The 18,376-nt window shown below is 61.5% G+C and carries 17 protein-coding genes and 1 pseudogene; 6 read left to right on the top strand and 12 right to left on the bottom strand.

From position 1 onward, the window contains the following. Nucleotides 1–5: 5 nt before the first annotated feature. From RTU05_RS06745 to RTU05_RS06700, 10 genes are all read right to left on the bottom strand, one after another. Nucleotides 6–1,247, bottom strand: coding sequence for a CoA transferase (locus RTU05_RS06745; RefSeq protein ID WP_312596805.1), 1,242 nt, complete (start codon nucleotides 1,245–1,247; stop codon nucleotides 6–8). Next, on the bottom strand, nucleotides 1,244–1,726 hold the full coding sequence (locus RTU05_RS06740) for a MaoC family dehydratase (RefSeq protein ID WP_312596804.1): 483 nt from the start codon (nucleotides 1,724–1,726) through the stop codon (nucleotides 1,244–1,246). The genes RTU05_RS06745 and RTU05_RS06740 overlap by 4 nt, the downstream gene beginning before the upstream one ends. Then, nucleotides 1,726–2,223: a MaoC family dehydratase gene (locus RTU05_RS06735; protein ID WP_312596802.1), complete on the bottom strand. Its 498-nt coding sequence runs from the start codon at nucleotides 2,221–2,223 to the stop codon at nucleotides 1,726–1,728. The genes RTU05_RS06740 and RTU05_RS06735 overlap by 1 nt, the downstream gene beginning before the upstream one ends. A gap of 107 nt (nucleotides 2,224–2,330) precedes the next feature. After that, on the bottom strand, nucleotides 2,331–3,128 hold the full coding sequence (locus tag RTU05_RS06730) for an enoyl-CoA hydratase/isomerase family protein (protein ID WP_312596800.1): 798 nt from the start codon (nucleotides 3,126–3,128) through the stop codon (nucleotides 2,331–2,333). Further along, the gene (locus RTU05_RS06725) at nucleotides 3,128–3,784 is read right to left on the bottom strand and encodes a hypothetical protein (protein WP_312596798.1); all 657 of its coding nucleotides are present in this window, start codon (nucleotides 3,782–3,784) and stop codon (nucleotides 3,128–3,130) included. Before RTU05_RS06725 ends, RTU05_RS06730 begins: the two co-directional genes overlap by 1 nt. Beyond that, entirely contained in the window at nucleotides 3,781–4,557 is a 777-nt protein-coding gene (locus tag RTU05_RS06720) for an acyl-CoA thioesterase domain-containing protein (RefSeq protein WP_312596797.1), read from the bottom strand. Before RTU05_RS06720 ends, RTU05_RS06725 begins: the two co-directional genes overlap by 4 nt. 130 nt (nucleotides 4,558–4,687) lie before the next feature. Continuing rightward, nucleotides 4,688–5,428 carry a dihydrolipoamide acetyltransferase family protein gene (locus RTU05_RS06715; protein WP_312596795.1) on the bottom strand — a complete coding sequence of 247 codons (741 nt, stop codon included), beginning with the start codon at nucleotides 5,426–5,428 and terminating at the stop codon, nucleotides 4,688–4,690. Nucleotides 5,429–5,441: 13 nt separating this feature from the next. Continuing rightward, nucleotides 5,442–5,675 carry a lipoyl domain-containing protein gene (locus RTU05_RS06710; protein WP_312596793.1) on the bottom strand — a complete coding sequence of 78 codons (234 nt, stop codon included), beginning with the start codon at nucleotides 5,673–5,675 and terminating at the stop codon, nucleotides 5,442–5,444. Beyond that, nucleotides 5,672–6,655: a pyruvate dehydrogenase complex E1 component subunit beta gene (locus RTU05_RS06705; protein WP_312596791.1), complete on the bottom strand. Its 984-nt coding sequence runs from the start codon at nucleotides 6,653–6,655 to the stop codon at nucleotides 5,672–5,674. The genes RTU05_RS06710 and RTU05_RS06705 overlap by 4 nt, the downstream gene beginning before the upstream one ends. Further along, a complete protein-coding gene (locus tag RTU05_RS06700) occupies nucleotides 6,652–7,647 on the bottom strand; it encodes a thiamine pyrophosphate-dependent dehydrogenase E1 component subunit alpha (RefSeq protein ID WP_312596789.1) in 996 nt (331 codons plus the stop codon). The genes RTU05_RS06705 and RTU05_RS06700 overlap by 4 nt, the downstream gene beginning before the upstream one ends. Before the next feature lie 239 nt (nucleotides 7,648–7,886). On the opposite strand from RTU05_RS06700, the gene RTU05_RS06695 reads away from it, so the two are divergent. From RTU05_RS06695 to RTU05_RS06670, 6 genes are all read left to right on the top strand, one after another. Then, nucleotides 7,887–9,389: an aromatic ring-hydroxylating dioxygenase subunit alpha gene (locus RTU05_RS06695; protein WP_312596787.1), complete on the top strand. Its 1,503-nt coding sequence runs from the start codon at nucleotides 7,887–7,889 to the stop codon at nucleotides 9,387–9,389. Between the two features lie 40 nt (nucleotides 9,390–9,429). Continuing rightward, entirely contained in the window at nucleotides 9,430–10,986 is a 1,557-nt protein-coding gene (locus tag RTU05_RS06690; protein WP_312596785.1) for an AMP-binding protein, read from the top strand. 307 nt (nucleotides 10,987–11,293) lie between these two features. Further along, nucleotides 11,294–13,546: a TonB-dependent receptor gene (locus RTU05_RS06685; RefSeq protein WP_312596783.1), complete on the top strand. Its 2,253-nt coding sequence runs from the start codon at nucleotides 11,294–11,296 to the stop codon at nucleotides 13,544–13,546. 44 nt (nucleotides 13,547–13,590) lie between these two features. Continuing rightward, the gene (locus RTU05_RS06680) at nucleotides 13,591–14,715 is read left to right on the top strand and encodes an acyl-CoA dehydrogenase (protein ID WP_312596781.1); all 1,125 of its coding nucleotides are present in this window, start codon (nucleotides 13,591–13,593) and stop codon (nucleotides 14,713–14,715) included. Continuing rightward, nucleotides 14,712–15,911, top strand: a complete 1,200-nt coding sequence (locus tag RTU05_RS06675; protein WP_312596779.1) for an acyl-CoA dehydrogenase family protein — start codon at nucleotides 14,712–14,714, stop codon at nucleotides 15,909–15,911. Before RTU05_RS06680 ends, RTU05_RS06675 begins: the two co-directional genes overlap by 4 nt. A 153-nt stretch (nucleotides 15,912–16,064) precedes the next feature. Beyond that, nucleotides 16,065–17,249 (top strand): MFS transporter, encoded by a 1,185-nt coding sequence (locus RTU05_RS06670; protein WP_312596777.1) that lies wholly within the window; start codon nucleotides 16,065–16,067, stop codon nucleotides 17,247–17,249. 19 nt (nucleotides 17,250–17,268) lie between these two features. Here RTU05_RS06670 and RTU05_RS06665 read toward each other — a convergent pair whose 3' ends face one another. Then, on the bottom strand, nucleotides 17,269–18,138 hold the full coding sequence (locus RTU05_RS06665) for a CoA ester lyase (RefSeq protein WP_312596775.1): 870 nt from the start codon (nucleotides 18,136–18,138) through the stop codon (nucleotides 17,269–17,271). Between the two features lie 62 nt (nucleotides 18,139–18,200). Continuing rightward, nucleotides 18,201–18,376, bottom strand: a pseudogene (locus RTU05_RS06660) (electron transfer flavoprotein subunit alpha/FixB family protein); the annotation flags it as partial.

Here is an 18,376-nt window from a genome sequence, read left to right as displayed (position 1 = left end):
GCGGCTTAATCCTTTTTCGTTTTGGCTTTGGAAGCGGCGTGAGCGAGGATGTGGTCGATCTCGTCGTCCGTGAGACCCGCTCGGGTAAGTTCGCGACGGGTATGTTCGCCGATGGCCGGGGCGCGACGTCGAACGCCGCCAGGCGTATCTGTCAGCTTTATGGGGACGCCGGCGACCTTGAAGGCGAGCGGACCCTGTTCGACGGTCGCGATCATATCCCGCGCCGCAAAATGATCGTCCTCGACAATTTCGCCGATCCCCATGACCGGGCCGAATGGGATCTTTCCGCCCAGCCGCGCCGTCAAATCAGCCTTGGCGAGAGTGCGCGTGACGTCGCTAAGCGTATTGATGAGCAACTGGCGGTTCTTTCCGCGTTGGGCACGGTCCAGAAATCTCTCGTCCGTCGCAAGGGCCGGCAGATCCAGCGCCTCGCAAAGCACGGTGAAAAAGGCGTCGTCCTGAGCCGCGATTGTCACCCAGCCGTCGCTGGCGGGAAATATCCCGAAGGGGGTGAGAAAGGGGTGATGGTTGCCTTCTGGACCCGGCACGAAATTCTGAATCGAATTCTGCCAGACTGTGCGCTCGCAGACGGCAAAGATCGAATCGACCATTGACACGTCGACAAACTGGCCTTGACCGGTTCTGCGCGCGTGATGGATCGCCGCCAGAAGTCCAAAAGCCAGCATCATGCCCGGGATGATGTCGCCGACCCCGGGGCCGATCTTCGTCGGTGTATCCGCGTCGGGTCCGGTGATGGCCATCAAGCCGCCCATCGCCTGGGCGACAACGTCGAAAGCGGGCCAATCCACATAGGGGCTCGGGCGCCCCGTGCGCGCGTCCCCAAAGCCTCGGATCGCTCCATAGACAAGCCTGGGATTAAGCTCCCGCAACACTTCGTAGCCCAGGCCGAGACGATCCATCACGCCGCCGCGAAAGTTCTCCACCACGGCGTCGGCGTCCTTGATCAGCGCCTTCATCGCCGCGACGCCTTCGGGCGTCTTCAGATCCAGGCAGACGCTCTGCTTGTTGCGATTTATGCTTTGAAAATACCCGCCGAATGATCGGTCGTGATCCTCGGAGAGAAACGGTCCGCCAGACCGCGCCATGTCGCCGCCCGGCGCCTCCACCTTGACCACTTCGGCGCCGTGGTCGGCCAGCATCATGGTGCTGTACGGGCCGGCCAGCATCTGTGTAAGATCGATCACCCGTATGTCGCTGAGCGAGCCCCAGGCGCCAGAGGGGATCATCGGTCGGCCCAGTGCGACCGGCGTTTAATCAAGGCGCGTCGATCAACTTCGACAACTTTGGCCCCATCGCCGTTGTAGCCGAAGTGACGGAAAGTCACCACGCCAGCATCGTCACGATCAGCCGACTCCTTCATCAGCACTTCGCTATAGGCGTAAAGAGTGTCGCCATGGCGAACGGGCTTCATCAAACGGACATTATCCAGTCCGAGCTCTTCCAAGGCATTCTCGCAACAGTCTTGGCAGGACAGGCCCAGGACCATGGAAAAGGTCACGCCGCCGTAAACCAGAATGCCCCCGAAACGAGACGCATCCATAAGATGCTCGTTGAAGTGGCCTTGGGCTGTGTTCATCACCAGATTGGTGATCAAGACGTTGTCCAGCGGCGTGATCGTCTTTCCGCGGGCATGGCGGATGACCGAACCCACCTCGAAGTCTTCGAAATAGTTGCTAGCGCCGGTGAGTGGGGCGAGTTTCGCCATCAGCCTGGACCTTTTTCGTTGCGTCGGCGGACCAGATTGGAGCGTCGGAAGGCCAGAATGCAGTCGCCCGCTTCGTCAAAACCTTCTGTTCGCCAAGTGACGATGCCATTCCTGGGATCGGACTCGGATAGACGCATCTCCACCGTCTCGCTTCGCGCCGTGATCGTCGTATTGGCGTAAATCTGCTTGTAGTAGTTCAGGTCGAAGATGCCGAGGAAAGGTCCTCCGATCTCACTGCAGTCTTCGACGCTCAAACCCAGCACCACATTGAAGGCGAGCTGCGGGTTGACGACGATGTCCGGATGGCCGTGGGCGATCGCATAGGCGCGGTTGAAGTACAGCGGATTGTAGGCCAGCGTCAGTGAGGAGAATAGCGCGGCGTCGCTCGCCAGTATGGTTCTGCCCCAGTGATGGTGGAAAGTCTGGCCCACTTGGAAGTCGTCGTACAGTCGTCCCTTCGGCCAGAGTTTTGCACGTTCTCGTGGATCAGTTTCCATTCCGGTTCCTTGCCTTCGGACCTCCAATCAGCCGTATCGAAGGCCTAAAGCCAATGCCGCCGTGACAGTGATTACATCAGCAATGAGTTGAACTCGGGCGACCGGGATCAACCCATGAACTTAGGCTTGCGACGCGCTTTGAACGCCGCCGCAGCCTCCGCGTGATCGGCGGTGTGCATCGTCAGATGCTCAAGCGCGAGCGCCGACAAACCTGTGAGGTTGGCGCGTTCCTTGAGAATTTGGTTGATCGACAATTTGGTCCATCGAATGGCCCAAGGCGACCCTTCGCAAAGCTCCATGGCGATCTCGCGCGCGTGCGGTAAAGTCCGATCTGGCGCGGTCGTGTAGTTCACCAAGCCTACGCGTTCCGCTTCCGCCGACGACAGAAGCTTTCCTCGCATCAGATATTCCTTCGCCCGATTGACGCCCACAAGCAGGGGCCAAAGCAGGACGCCGCCGTCGCCAGCGACCAGCCCCATCTTCACGTGAGGATCGCCGATGCGGGCGTCTTCAGCCATTACGACGATATCGCAAAGCAGCGCCAAGGTGGCACCCAGACCGATCGCATCGCCGTTGACGGCGCAGACGACCGGCTTGTCGAAGTTCAACATATTGTTCACCAGGCTGAGACTCTGCCCGATGTCGCGCACCTCTCGCCCGCCGCCGAACCCATCATGGCCGCCGCCCATGGCGTTGATATCGCCCCCGACGCAAAAGGCCACGCCCGCGCCCGTCAGCAAGACCGCCTTGGTCCGATCGTCCGCCGCAAGCGCAGGCCAGACCGCCTGAAGCTCCTGCAACATGGGCCGGTGGGCCGCGTTGCGTCGATCCGGCCGATTCAGCGTCACCGTCGTAAGGCCCGCTTCGTGTTCGATCGTCAGATAGGAGAAGTCGTTCAGCGACATCATCGATTTGGTCCGGACTGAAAGGAAGCGTGGTTGGCGTCAACCGACCGCGGCGTAGCGTTCGCCAGTGCAAACGGACCTGCGGTGTCGATGAGACGCGCAGCCAGGCGCATCGCATCGGCCGGAGATTCCGCCTTCAAAGCTACAGGTCGGCCGATCAGTGGGCGGGTGAAATAAAATGTCAGATCCAAACCATCGCACAGGGGCGGGAAGGCTAGCAGGCAGCGTGCGAGTCCTGTTGCCGCAGCGTCCGGTAGCACGGACACGTCCACAGGCAGGCCGCTCTCGATGTCTGCCGTGTTGGCGAGACCCGGCTCGTCCTGAAGTGGGGAGGCCACGGCGTCAGCCGCCACGTCGTGACGAAGGAACAGGAGTGTCGCCTCTGCGACGTGATCGCCGGAGATGACAAGGCTGGCGTGGAGTTGCTCAAGCTGGGGGCTGCTCTTGAGGATTTCCGTCGGGGCCGTGATCAGGCTGTCGGTTGCAAGGGGCCGCCTGAAGAAATCGAAGGTCGCGCGACACAACTGCAAGTCAGGCTGACGTCGGGCGTCGATCACCGAAGCCAGCAACGCCGCCCAATGACCCGGCTGGGCGGTCGTCGCGCCAAGCTGTCGATAGCCGTCGTCGCCGACGCGCGTGAATAGCGGCGTCGTCATGGTTTCAATCGGTCTGCAGACGGCTGGGGTGCGATGAACAGCGTTTGCCGGGCGTAGGCGAAGTCGCCGAAAAGATCTGACAGCCGGGTATCGACCAGAGCGCTTCCTTCGCCCTGGGTATGGGTCACAGATTGGACCCGTATCCACTCAGATCGCGGAGATCGGGCGAAATGCACATTCAGATCGACGTTGGCGAAGCTCCAGATTCGTCCATCGTGGACGCTCGACAGGGCTCCGCCGAAGTCGGCCGCCATCACGGCGCCGACGGTCGGCGAGGCCGGTTCCGCGTCAAGGATCGATAGGCGCGGCCTGACCCATGCCGCGCCCGGCCCACGAACCTTCAGCCCGCCGTAGAGAACTTTGGAGTCCATCCCGGTGTCGATGCGCCGGTTGATCGGCTCGTTCGGTGCGAGATCGGGGGAGGGATAGGGCGCCGTTTGGACGGCCTCGTCCGGTTCACGTCCATGCGTGAACAAGGCCGTGGCGACCGCTACATCCCGTCCAGCCGCGACGAGGGTGGCCCGCGCCCAGGTTCCCGCGTCGCAGGTCGCCGTTCGCTCACATCGCGTCTGTGTGACCGCCATCGGAGCGGGCCGCAGAATGTCGATGCTGATGCGAGCGAGGAACAAGCCTTCCGTATGGATGGACGATGTAAGGGTATGAGCCAGAAGTCCGGCAATCGGAATGCCGCTCTGATGCCGTTTCGACCAAGGGCTCGCGGCGGCTGCGGCTGGCGTATAACCCTCTACTTCCTGTGTGTAGAACGCGTTCATCTCATTGAACCGGGGGTGAGCGCCGAGGCATCCACGCGCACGGCCCGCCGTGCGCGTGGCGAAACTTGGATCAGTCGCCCGAGCCTGCGTTTGAAGCCCGAGGCTGCAGCGAGCGGCGGTCTGAACGTGGTCAGCACGCCCAGGCTTCAGGCGTCGCCAGAAGGTGGATTAGCGTCTCGATCCAACGGGCGGCGAGGGCGCCGTTGATGAGCCTGTGGTCGCAGTTCAGGGTCAGATTCATGACATCGGCCACGAAAGGCTCTTCCCCCCTGAACCGATAGCGCTTGCTGACGCCCCCGACCGACAGAATGCAGGATTGAGGCTGGTTGATGATTGAGGTGAAGGACGACACCCCGAACATGCCTAGATTGGATATCGTGAAACCGCCGCCGTAGTACTCGTTCGGTTTCAGTGTTTTGCATCGTGCACGCTCCGCCAGGTCCTTCATTTCTAGAGCGATGTCCTGCGCCGCCTTCGTGTCGGCTCGGCGAATGATCGGAGTGACCAAGCCGCCTGGAATCGCGACTGCGACCGCGACATCCACATCCCGATGACGAACGGCGCCCTGCTCGACGTAGCTTGCGTTGACTTCTGGAACCTCCCGAAGCGCGAGCGCGCAAGCCTTTATGAGGAGATCGTTCAAAGACACCCGTGTCGACGCCTCTCGGTTGAAGCGGGTTCTCCAAGCCAAAAGGTCGCCGACCCAGGCCTCCGATGTGAGATGGAAGTGGGGAACCTCGGTGTACGACGTCGTCATACGACGTGCGATCGTCCGTTCGATTATATCGAACGGACGGAACTCACAGGCCGTGGGATCATAGCCGGAGTTCTTGACGGCTTCGGCGACAGAGGGGGGAAGGGGGGCGCTCAACGGCGTGTCCGGGCTAGGATTCTATACGGCCGATGGCCGCGCCGACGGGGTAGATTTCCCCCTCTTCGCCGATCCGCTTGAGCGTTCCCGCAGCGGGGGCCTCGATGTCTTGCGCGGTCTTTTCGCTTTCCAAGGTGTAGACGATCTGACCCGCCGCGACGGTCTCACCGTCCGCCACGTGCCACTGGACAAGCTTGCCCTCGCTCATGCCCGCGCCCAGGGCCGGAATGCTCAGCTCTATCGTCATTTCAAGGTCTTCCTTATGGCGGCTTCGATTTCGTCCTCGTTGTAGAGGAAGTGTTTTTCGAGGGGCGGCGAGAACGGCACCGGGGCGTATTTCGAGCCGACACGCTGCACGGGCCCTCGCAGTTGGCCGAACAGTTCTTCATGGATGCAGGATGAGATCTCGGCGCCCACGCCGAACGCTTGAACGGCTTCGTGAACGACGACCGCGCGGTTGGTGCGTGCGACCGACTCCAGCACCGTCGGCCGGTCGAAAGGAGCGATGGTGCGCAGATCGATCACCTCGACGCTGACGCCCTCGGCAGCGAGTTTGGTCGCAACGGCATCGACCGCCAACACCGGGCGGCCATAGGTGATGACCGTTACATCGTCGCCGCCACGTCGCACGTGCGCCTTGCCGAGCGGGATCTTGAAGCCGGGCGCAGGGGCTGCTCCCTGCATCGCATACATGGGGATGTTTTCGATGAACAATGTCGGGTCGTCATCCTCAATGGCCGATAGCAGAAGGCCCTTGGCGTCAGCGGGACTGGAGGCTGTGACGACCTTCATCCCAGGCACATGGGCGAACCAGGCCTCGAGCATGTCCGAGTGCTGGCCGCCGAAACCGACGCCAGCGCCGGTCCCGCAGCGGATCGTGATGGGAACTGACGTCTTGCCGCCCGACATGAAGCGAAGCTTGGCGGCGTGGTTCACAATCTGATCCATGCAGACTGTGAGGAAGTTCATGAACATGATCTCGGCCACGGGCCGCATGCCCGTGATGGCGGCGCCGACCGCCGCGCCGATGATCGCCTGCTCCGAAATGGGTGTCGATCGCACCCGGCCGACGCCATACTTGGCTGACAGGCCGACATTGGATTTGAAGACGCCGCCGCCCTGTTCGTCAGCGACATCTTCGCCGAGCAGAAACACATTCGGGTCCGCCGCCATAGCTTCGTCGAGAGCCATGTTGATGGCTTTCGCGAACGAGACTTTGTCGCTCATGCCGAAATCTCCATGGCCAGAACGTCTTGGCGAAGTTCGCCGAGAGGGGGGTAGGCGGAGTCCAGAGCGAACTGGACCGCATCGTCGATGTCGCGTTCGATCGCCGTTTCGATGTCGATTAGCGCGGCTTCCGTCACGCCGCGTTTGAGAAGGGCGTCACGAATGCGAGGCATCGGATCTGCGCGGGCCGCCTCTTCCTGAAACGCCTTCGGAACATAGGAGACGCTGGCTCCGAACGTGTGCCCGAGCATGCGATAGGTCATCGCCTCGATGAGGGTCGGACCTTCGCCGCTGCGAGCGCGGTCCACGGCTGTCTTGGCGGCGTCATACATGGCTTCCGCGTCGTTTCCGTCCACACGAACGGCCGGCATGTTGTAGCCAACCCCGCGATCGGCGATCTGTTGAGCTGAGGTCGATTGAGCATAGGGCGTGTGCTCGCCGTATCGATTGTTCTGGCAGCAGAAGATCACGGGAAGTTTCCAGACCGACGCAAGGTTCAGCGCCTCATGGAAGGCGCCGATATTGGATGCGCCGTCGCCGAAGCAAACCACGGTGACGCGTCCATCTCCCTTCATCTGTGATGACAAGGCCAGGCCTGCGCCGATGGGAAGACCAGAGCCGACGATCCCGGTCGTGACCATGACGCCGGTCGCCGGATCGGTGATGTGCATTGGACCACCCTTGCCTTTGCAGGTGCCCGTCTCCTTGCCCGTAAACTCCGCCCAGAGTTGCCGCAGGGGAATGCCCTTGCTCAGCTGGTCATGGATGCCACGATAGGTGGTGACGAGGTAGTCGTCCGGGTTCAGCGCCGTCATCATCGCCGCCGAAAGCACCTCCTGACCGCGCACAGGATAGTACACCAGTCGTATGCCGCCGCTCATCAAGAGGGAGCGGAACCGTTCGTCGTTGCGGTGGATGAGCATAGCCCGGCGAAAGATCGCCAGAAGAGTTTCCGTATCGCAGCCGACGGCTGGAGATGTTGCCTGGGTCACGTCGCACCGGTCTTTCGAATGAGGCCTCTTGATTAAACGGCGCGCCCGGCGATGTCGCGCCGTCGAGTGGCGCGGCCGGTCTTCATTACATATGAGATGACGCGGACCTCGGGGTCCTGATGGGCCTCCTTCATGTTGTATCGATGGGACCCCAATCTATTTTCCTGGGCTGGAAACGCGTGAACAAGCGGGCCCTCCGGCGCCTTCAGGGCGGCGGGGACCTCAAGGGAGGTTGAGTAGTGGATAAGAGCATTCATGCGGTGCGAAGCCCGCGTACGATAGACGACGCTTATGACGCCGCCCTGGCGTCCGAGACCCGGCCCGTCGCTGAATCGTTGAAGCGTCATTCTCCGATCCAGTCCGGCCCGGTCCAGATCCCCGTCGAGCGCTACATCGACAAAGCCTTTCACGACCTCGAGGTGGAAAAGCTGTGGAAAAGGGTATGGCAGATGGCCTGCCACGAAGATGACATTCCAGAGATCGGCGACTCCATTGTCTATGACATCGCGGACATGTCGTTCATCGTCGTCCGGACGGGTGAGGACGAGTTCAAATCCTACTACAACGCCTGCCTACATCGCGGCCGAAAGCTTCGCTCGGGCGCGGTGAAGGGCGCCAAGGACATTCGATGCCAGTTTCATGGTTGGACCTGGAGCCTTGAGGGACGCCTCACGCAGGTGCCCTGTCTATGGGATTTCCCGGACCTGAAACGGGACGAGCAGCGGCTCCCCGAGGCCAAGGTCGGGCGTTGGGGGCGGTTCGTCTTTATCAATCCCGACATCGACGCCGAGCCCTTCGAGACGTTCATCGGAGACCTGCAAACACACTTCTCGGTGCTGCCGTACGAGCGGCGCTTCAAGAGCGCGCACGTCGCGAAGATCATTCGCGCCAACTGGAAGGTGACGCGTGAGGCTTTCATGGAGTCCTACCATGTCATCGCCACACATCCGGCGACCATTGCTGGCGGCGTCCAGGACCTTGAAGGCAAATACGACGTCTACGGCAACTATTCCCGCGCCATCCGCATCGGCGGACTCGAGAGCCTTGCGCTTCCGGATTGGGACGCCCTGCCGTCCGACGGCGTTTTTCGCATGCGGCACCCGCTCAACGGGTGGATCTACGAACGGGCGGACCCCGGGACCGGCTTGAGCGAGGTCCGTGTCACCACGCCGGCAGGCGAGACCGGCCGCTACACATGGCAAGGCGACCACATCGAGGGGGCGTTGGGCGAGGTCAACATCCATATGTGCAACTGGGTTGGCGGACCCCAGATGCCAGCATCGACGTCTCAATCGCGGACGGCCCACGATCGCGAGGTGTTGCGCGACGCCATTCCCTCGCTGGTGGACCAGGTTCCCGACATTGAATTCAAGCCGATCTATTTCAGCCTGTTTCCCAACTTCGATCCTTGGGGGTCGTTCAACAAGATCGTTTATCGTTTCAGACCGAACGGCTCAAACCACGAGGAAAGCATCATGGAGGTGATGTTCCTCGAACCCATTCCAGAACAGGGAGAGCACCGGCCCGTCAGGGATATTCACTGGCTGGGCGCCGACGACGATTGGACCGAGGCGCCCGAACTTGGAATGCTCGCCAAGCTTCTGAACCAGGATGTCGGCAACATGCAGTACGTGCAACAGGGCCTTCACGCGACGCAGCGGCAGACAATTCAGCTATCCGACTACAACGAAACGAAGATCCGACATTTTCACGATCTCCTGGAAAAGTGGCTGGAGATTTAGACATGGTGACGCGGAAAACTGCGGGATCGGCCCGGATTTCATGTCGATAGCTGCGGGATATCGGGTCCGCGAGACTCCAAAGGAACTCGCTCTCGACGACGGCGACCTCAGCTTGACCTGGGAGGCGTTGAACCTCGTCCTCAATCGAGCGATCAATCGCCTGCACGCTCTCGGGGTCGAGCCTGGTGATCGCGTGGGCGTATACGCAAACAACAGTGCCGAAGCCGTCGTGGCCTATTTGGCGTCCATACTGGGCGGCGCCTCGGTGGTTCCCATCAATGCGCACCTCACGTCGGAGGAATTGGATTATATCCTCCGCCGCGCTCGCCCAAAGCTTCTCTTCGTCGGTCCGGAGACCGCGCCCGCTGCAGTGGAGGTCGCACGCGTCACCGGGGGGGCGACCGTCGTGGGATGGCGTTCAGCGTTGGACGACGTTGAATCATGGGAAACGTTTCTTGACGCTGGAGCGCCGTCGGAACCTCGCATCGACTTTCCGCCGGCCCCGCAATTGCATTTCACATCCGGAACGACCGGGCGACCCAAGGCGGTCGAAACGCCGCCGACCATCGTTCCCCGCTTGTCCACGATCAGCGACTATGTGGCTTTTCTAGCCACGCGCGCTGACGTCGCGCGACTGTCCCCCAATATCGTCGTCGGCCCCCTGTATCACGCCGGTCCGCTTGCAGCGGTGCGCGCAGTTCTGGGTGGGACAACGCTGATTGTCATGCGCCGTTTCGACGCCGAGGGCTTTTTGGCCGCGGTCGCGCAGCACGGCGTTCAGAGCGCCGCGATGTCGCCGGTTCATTTTGAGCGACTTCTGGCTTTGCCGCCCTCGGTGAGAAACAAGTATGACGTTTCCAGCGTGCGGCTGATCACCCACACCGGCTCCGCCTGCCAAGTCGAGACCAAGCGGCGGATGATCGATTGGTTCGGCCCTGTCTTTCGTGAGTTCTACGGCGCGACCGAGGCTGGGATCACCAACGCGATCGATACCGCCGAATGGTTGCGCAAACCCGGATCGGTTGGTCGCACACTTTCGCCGTATGAGCCTGTAATCGTTTCGGAGGAAGGCCTGACCCAAGGCGCGAATGTCCAGGGTGTGATCTATTTCAAGGACACGACGGGCCGCGGCGTGATCTACGACGGCGATGCGGAAGCCACGGCGAAAGCGCACATTGCGCCGGGCGTGTTCACGCTCGGGGACGTCGGCTTCGTGGACGAGGAAGGGTATCTTTTCATTACGGATCGTGCGTCGGACATGATCATCAGCGGGGGTGTGAATATCTATCCCGCGGAAATCGAGCAGGTCCTCCTGGCGCATGAGGCGGTCGCCGATGTCGCCGTGATCGGTGTTCCACATCCGGAAATGGGCGAGGCGGTCAAGGCTCTGATTGTGCCGAAGCCAGATATCGTCGCTGTGGATTTTGACGCACTGAGCAGCTTCTGTCGTTCCCGACTCGCGGGTTTCAAATGTCCCCGATCTTACGAACTCCGTCCGGAAATCGAGCGAAACGCGTTCGGCAAGATCAATAAGCGGGAACTTCGAAAGCCATATTGGACGACGGCGGGTGCGATGTCGAAGGCACCCGTTGCCTGATCGCTGTGTCAAATAAACACAGATCATTTCGTATGTAATGAGCGCTGCGGCCGTGTCGACAGTGCGTCACCCAAGGGGCACCGTCCTTCCAATGCTCTGCACGCGACGTGGATCGCAAATAAGCAGAGGCAAATTGGGGAGGTCATCTATGTATGGGTTTTGCAGGTATAGCTTTCGTCGCCATCTTCTAACCAGTTGCTTGTTCGGCGGCGTCGCTGTCTCCAGTCCCGCCTTTGCGCAACAGCTCGACGTCAGCGCAGCGCCCGTTCAAGCCCAGCAGTCGTCAGCGTCCGATACGCCCGCTACGGTGGACGACATCGTTGTAACCGCGCGGGGGCGGGAAGAACGTCTGAAGGATGTACCGGTCAGCGCGTCCGTTCTGAGCACAAAAGAGGTGCAACTCGCTGGCGCAAATATCGCCAACATCAGTGCAGTGGTTCCCACTCTTCGGATTTCGCGGGGCGGAGCCGGCACGGGGGGCTCGGTCTCGATCCGCGGCATTGCAAGCTCCATCGCCAATGCTTCCCTGGAGCAGAAGGTCGCGCTGAATCTGGACGGCGTTCAGCTTGGGCGCGCGCGCTTTATCGCGTCCGGCATGTTCGACACAAGGAACATCGAAGTGCTGCGTGGGCCCCAATCCCTGTATTTCGGGAAGAATGCGACGGCGGGGGTCCTGTCGATTTCCAGCGCTGACCCGGAGACGACCGCCGGAGGCTATGTCCGGGCCGGATATGAGACCGTGGCGCACGAATATCAGTTTGAAGGGGCATATTCGCTGCCCGTGTCAGACAATTTGCGCATCCGCTTGTCGGGGCGTTACGCGGACATGACCAAGGGCTGGATGGTGAATGACGCGCCCGTCGTCTTCCAGACGGCGAGCAACACCTTCAGCGGCGTGCCATCCTCGCGCAATATTCCGCAGGTTCAGTCGACGATGCTGCGCGGCGTCGCCGTCTATCATCCCAACGACCAGTTCGACGCCGCTCTCCGCGTCACCGTCGCTCATCAGGACACTCCGCATTCCAGGGGTGAAATGCCGGCCCAGGTGGTCTGCGCGCCTGGTCTTGCAAATGCGGGAGTGACTTTCGCCGGGGCGGAGCCTTGGGATGATTGTCGGCTCAACAATCATACGGTGCTCGGCGTGCTGCCCCCGGAGCAGACGACGAACTATCCGGAAGCCGGCAACGGCACCGGCAACTCCAGCAGCCGATCGACCATTGCATCCCTGACGATGAACTATCGCTTCGGCGATCTGACGCTGACAAGCGTGACCGGGCTGGCCACGTTGGACTACCGCGAAATCGGAGACGCGGCGGGGTCGGCTTACACCTACGCTTGGGGAGGCGAGGCCGAAGACTACAAGCAGTATTCGCAGGAACTCAGGCTGGCTTCGAACTTCGACGGTCGGCTCAACTTCTCCGTGGGCGGCCTGGTGTCGAAAGCGGACAAGCATTTTGGCGGGTGCGGCATCCTCTTGCCGGGCATCGCGGTAGATCGAGGTCGATCCAACTCGTTCTGCAGGGACTATCGGGGCGGAACCGAAACCGCGTCAGTGTTCGCACAAGGCATCTACAAGCTGTCGGAGACGCTGACGCTGACAGCGGGCGCCAGGTTCACCCACGAAGAATCGGACGGCACGCTCGGCAATATCTTCGTCAATCGGAACCAGGCGCTTTCATTCCTGCTGCCTGAAGGTCGGTTCGTGAGCAACAAGGTCAGCTTCGACAACCTGTCCCCCGAGGTCACGCTGACATGGCGGCCGTCTTCGGACATCATGATCTACACGGCTTACCGGACGGCTTCGCTCGCTGGCGGCGTATCCATTCCCACGACGATCACGGCAGGCTTCACCAACGACAATATCGTGTTCCAGCCGGAGGATGCGAAATCCTATGAAGCGGGTGCAAGGTTCACGCTTCTTGACGGTCGTTTGACGACCAGCGCCACGGCTTTCCGCACGGACTATAAGGATCTTCAAGTGTCTGCGCTTGATCCTAACACCCTGGGATACATCCTGCGCAATGTGGGGGCGGCCCGCACGGATGGGGTGGAACTGGCCGCCAACTATCATGCAACGCCGAACCTGAGGTTCCGGATCGACGCCACCTACGCCAACGCTCGCTATATCAGCTTCCCCAATGCGCAATGCTATGGGGGGCAGACCGCTGCGCAGGAGTGCGTTGGAACGCCTGCGACCCAGGACCTTTCAGGCAAGCAACTGCCTCGTGCGCCTGAACTGGTCGCCTCTTTGGGCGTATTCTACACCCGCCCGGTTGGGGACGACTTGGACCTGAACATCAACGGAAACGTCCGTTACAATTCAGACTACAACTACGTGGAAACCAATAATCCGGTCGGTCATCAGGACGCTTTTGCGACGGTCGATCTCAGCGCCAGCCTTGTCAGCAGTGTTTGGGAATTCGGTGTCGTCGGGCGAAATCTCACCAACGAATATTATGGCATGTCCGGCATCGACCAGCCGCGAGGACGCAATGGGCAGGTGTTCGCGGTCGCGGCGCGTCCCCGCGAAGTGGTGTTTCAACTGACGCGTCGATTCTGACCAGGATTCAGATCAACGGCTTGAATCGGGGACCTCCTATTCTAATGAACTTGGTAGAAAGCGATGAACTTCGGCTTCTGCGCGATAGTGCGCTGAAGTTCATCGAGTGCGAGCATGATCCCGTCCGCGGCCGCGCCGCTGGCTTTTCCCGCGATGTGTGGCGCCAGTTCGCCGAGCTGGGATGGCTGGCGCTACCGTTCGCTGAGGAGCAAGGGGGACTGGGTGGTGGTGCGCGTGAGGTGGGCGCTCTTAATGAGACGTTCGGGCGCGCGTTGATCAACGCGCCCTATGTGGCCCATGTCGTGCTGGGCGCCGGCGTCCTCGCCGCTGGCGCCTCGAGCCGCTTTGCAGACACCTTGTCCCAAACGTTCGAGGGGAAAACCCTCATCGCCCTGGCGCATCTTGAGCGGGCGGAGGAGCCTTGGCCCGTCGTTCCCAGCACCACCGCGCACCGTACGGCGGGGGGGTGGCGTCTCTCCGGCAGCAAGCGCATGGTTCTTGGCGGCGGCGATGCAGATTATTTTCTCATCAGCGCAAATCTCGAAGGACATGCCGCCGATGTCGGCCTCTTTCTGGCCCCCCGAAAACATCCAGGCGTCATTCCGACCCTTTACGAGCTGATCGACGGCTCGATCGTCAGCGATCTGTCTCTGTCCGATGCGACGCTTTCAGATGGTCAAATGGTGTGTGACGGTCCAGTCGCCTCGCGGGCGTTGCAGTCAGGCTTTGACGCAGCTCTGCTCGTGGCCTGCGCCACCGCGGTCGGCGCGATGCGCCACCTCATAGAGACGACGACCGAATACATGAAGACGCGGGTGCAGTTCGGCGGGCCGATCGCTGACAAACAGGTTATCCGTCATCGCCTCGCAGATATGCTCATCGCTTGCGAAGAGGCTTCATCCATCACCCTGGCGGGTCAGCTCAGCGCATCGTCAGGTGACCTTGAGCGAGGTCGGACGGCTTCCGCCGCGAAGGTGAAGGTCGGACAGGCGGCTCGCTTCGTGGCGGAGCAGGCCGTCCAACTTCACGGCGCCATGGGTGTTACCGACGAGCTGGAGGTCGGCGCCTATTTCAAGCGGCTTCTCGCGTTTCAACTGTCTTTCGGTGCGAACGATTTCCACCTCAGACGTCATCGCGCCTTGGGGGTGCAGAAAGGCCGTCAGTCATGAACGGGGCGCCGGATCTGGACCAAGAGCACGAGAGTTTTCGCCAATCGGTCCGGTCCTTCTTGGACAATCACCTGACCGACGGGCTGCGCCGCGCGCAGCGTATGGCGCCGACCGTGGTTCTCGAGCCTGAAATCTATCGAACCTGGCATCGGATACTCTTCGAGAAGGGGTGGGTTGCGCCTCACTGGCCGCAGGAGTTCGGCGGTCCGGGGTGGTCTGTCGCACAGCGCTATATTTTCGAGCAGGAGTGCGCGGCGGCCGATGCGCCCCTTCTGCCGACAATTGGTTTGCGCATGGTCGGGCCATTGATCATGCGTTTCGGCGATGATGCTCAAAAAGCGCATTATCTTCCCCGCATCCTCTCCGGCGAAGACATCTGGTGTCAGGGGTTTTCTGAGCCGGGCGCAGGGTCCGACCTCGCGGCCCTGACCACCAAGGCCACACGCTCATCGACTGGATACACCGTCAATGGCGTCAAACTGTGGACGACCTACGGGCATCACGCCAATCGCATGATCGCACTGGTGCGAACGGCGACGACGACCCGTAAGCAAGACGGCATCAGTTGTCTGATCATCGATATGAACGCCGCGGGCGTCACTGTCAGACCCATCCTCACGATCGGCGGAGACCACGACGTCAATGAGGTGATTTTGGATGACGTCAGGGTCGGGGAGGGGGGGCTCGTCGGTCCCGAAGGCGCAGGATGGGGGTGTGCAAAGTATCTCCTTGAATTCGAGCGCGGCATATTCTCCGGCTCTCGCTTGCGACGACTATTGCAGCGAACCGTCGCCCTGGCTGACCTGCCGGAGGCGGCGTGGCGTCGAGGCGAAGATGAGCTTGAGCGACGGATAAGCGCTCTCGAGATCGATGTTGATACGCTCGCCATGACGGAGCTGCGCATTATGAACACGCTCAGCACGGGCGAGAATCCGGGCGTCATGTCATCCATGCAAAAGGTTCGGGTGAGCGAAATTCGCCAGGCGATCACACGATTGGGGGTGGATATTCTCGGAGACGGCGGATTGGCCTGGACGGCCGTTCGTCCGCTTTACGCCGCCCCCGCGGACAGCGTCACGCCGCAGGAAGCGTTGGTCGTTCTGCCCGAATATCTCAATGCCCGCGCCGTCACCATCTACGGCGGAGCCGCAGAGGTTCAGAGGGATATCATCGCGCGATCCATCCTGGCCTCATAACCCAGCGCGGATTCAGGACAGACGACTACGACCAGCGCCACGAGCGATGGAAACATCGTCGGGCGTCGAGGTCCTCCACGTCGCCAATCATGGGAGAAAAGCATGCACGCCCCTCAGCCGGCGAACGGGCGCAAGCCGTTGTCGAGGCCAGCCTTGGCCTTCTTGATCGCTGTCTGCCTGACCGTCTCCTTGTTGGAAGGTTTCGATCTTCAAGCCGTATCGATCGTTGCTCCGGTGCTGATCGCGGAGTTGGGCATGGCGCCGAGTCAGACGGGCTGGGTGTTCGCGAGCGGACAGGTCGGTCTCGTCGTCGGAGCCGTCATCGGGGGCTGGATAGGCGACGTCTACGGTCGACGCGGCGTCCTTGTGGCGGGTGTCGCGTCGTTCGGCGCTTTCTGTGTGCTGACGGTGACAGCGACGAACTTCGAGACGTTGACGCTGATCCGGTTCGCCACCGGGGTCGGCATTGGCCTGGCCATGCCGAATCTCGTGAGCATGGCGCTCGATCACGCGCCAGAACGTCACCGGGCGAAGATCGTATCGATCATCCTGGCGGGATTGCCCATTGGCGGCCTCATCGTCGCCCTGCTCGGGTCGGCCTATCTAGAGGCCTGGGGGTGGAAGAGCCTGTTCTACATCGGTGGCCTTCTGCCGATCGCGGTGGCGCCCTTCATCTTCATGCTGCCTAACGCCAAACCCGCCGCGCGGCCTGCGGAGCGCGAGGATAGACCGTCTTGGGCTAGCGTGCTCTTCGACCAAGGCCGTGGATTGACGACGGCCTTGCTTTGGAGCGCCCTCTTTCTGAATGCGGCGGTCCTCTACATGCTCGTGAATTGGCTTCCGAGTCTCATGGTCGCCTTGGGTTTTGATCTGCGCACGTCCCAACTCTCGTCGGCCATGTTCAGTCTGGGGGGCTGTATTGGATCGTTCTTAATGGGGTTCTTCGTCGACCGCTTCGGCCACCAGCGTGTGCTGCCCGGGCTTTATGTGGGCGCTATAGCTGGAATTCTCGGGATCGCGTTCGCTGGAACGACAGTCGTCCTTCTGGCCAGCGCCGCCGTGATCGGGATCTTCGTCGTCGGCGCCTTTTACGCCCTGACGGGCGTCTCTCCGCTCTACTATCCAGCTGCAATGCGCGGTCTCGGGGCCGGGGCCTCGGTGGGCATCGGGCGGGTCGGGTCCATCGTCGGCCCGCTGATTGCAGGCTACGTTCTACAGCAGGGCCTGGGGCCGCTTGAGCCGGGTCCGATCAACATACCGCTCGTCGCCATTCCGTTCGCCGTGCTCGCGTGTCTGGCGGTCGCGCTGGTCAGCCGTCGACCGGTGGCGACGGCGTGAGCTTCTCGGCTGCGGGTCTTCACGCAGACTGGGCGGCGATGGCTTTCGCAACGGACAGCAGGCGCTCCGCCTCTTGCAGATGAAGCCTTTCGGCCATCCTTCCGTCTAGCTTGATGACGCCCTTGCCACGGTTTTCAGGGAGAGCGAAGGCGCCGACCAGGTGACGCGCCTTTTCGATCTCGTCTTCTGACGGGCCGAAGGCGTCATTGGCATGGGGTAGCTGGGTCGGATGGATTACGGTCTTTCCATCGAACCCTAGCTCTGCGCCCTGACGGCACTCACGCTGGAACCCGGTCAAGTCGCCGACATCGTTGAATACGCCGTCGAGGATCGACAGCCCGTTCGCGCGGGCGGCCGTCAAGCTCGACATCATCGCCGGCATCAAGGCCGCGCGATCCGGCGTTGAACGACACCGTAGTTCCTTGGCGAGATCGTTTAAGCCCATGATCCAGACATCGCAGCGGTTAATGGCGCTGGACGCCCCAAGCGTGCCGAGATTCAGGATGGCGTCGCAGGTCTCGATCATGGCCCATAGTCGGATCTCGGGTGCAAGCGCCTGCGCGCAAGGCTCCAGGTCGGCCGGGCAAGACACTTTTGGGATCAAGACGGCGGCCGGGCGGACTTTGGCGACGCTCTCCAGGTCGTCGCAACCCCATTCCGTATCAAGGGCGTTGATGCGCACCACGACCTGGCGATGGCCGAAACCGCCATGAGTTACAGCGTTGGACGCCGCCTCTCTCGCACGCACCTTGTCATCTGGCCCGACCGCGTCCTCGAGGTCGAGGATCACGGCGTCGCAGGCTGCCGTTCGCGCTTTGTCGAGTGCGCGGGCGTTGCTGGCCGGGAGGTAGAGGGCTGAACGAAGCGGGCGATCAATGCAGGGGGGCAAGGCTATATCTCATCACGTGAAGAGGAGGAGGTGCGCTGGACGGAGTTCCTGAGGACAGGCGCTCAGCCCAGTGCGGCCATCAGTTCGGGCACGGCGGTCTTGTAGTCCGCGACAAGGCTGTAGTCGGCGACCTGGAAAATCGGCGCGTCGGGATCCTTGTTGATGGCGACGATGGTCTTGGAATCCTTCATGCCCGCCAGGTGCTGGATGGCGCCCGAGATGCCCACGGCGACATAGA

It is taken from the genome of Brevundimonas sp., assembly GCF_032017145.1.
Classification (GTDB): domain Bacteria; phylum Pseudomonadota; class Alphaproteobacteria; order Caulobacterales; family Caulobacteraceae; genus Brevundimonas.
The sequence above is the reverse complement of the archived record's forward strand: the minus strand, read 5'-3'. Positions and strand labels throughout refer to the sequence as shown.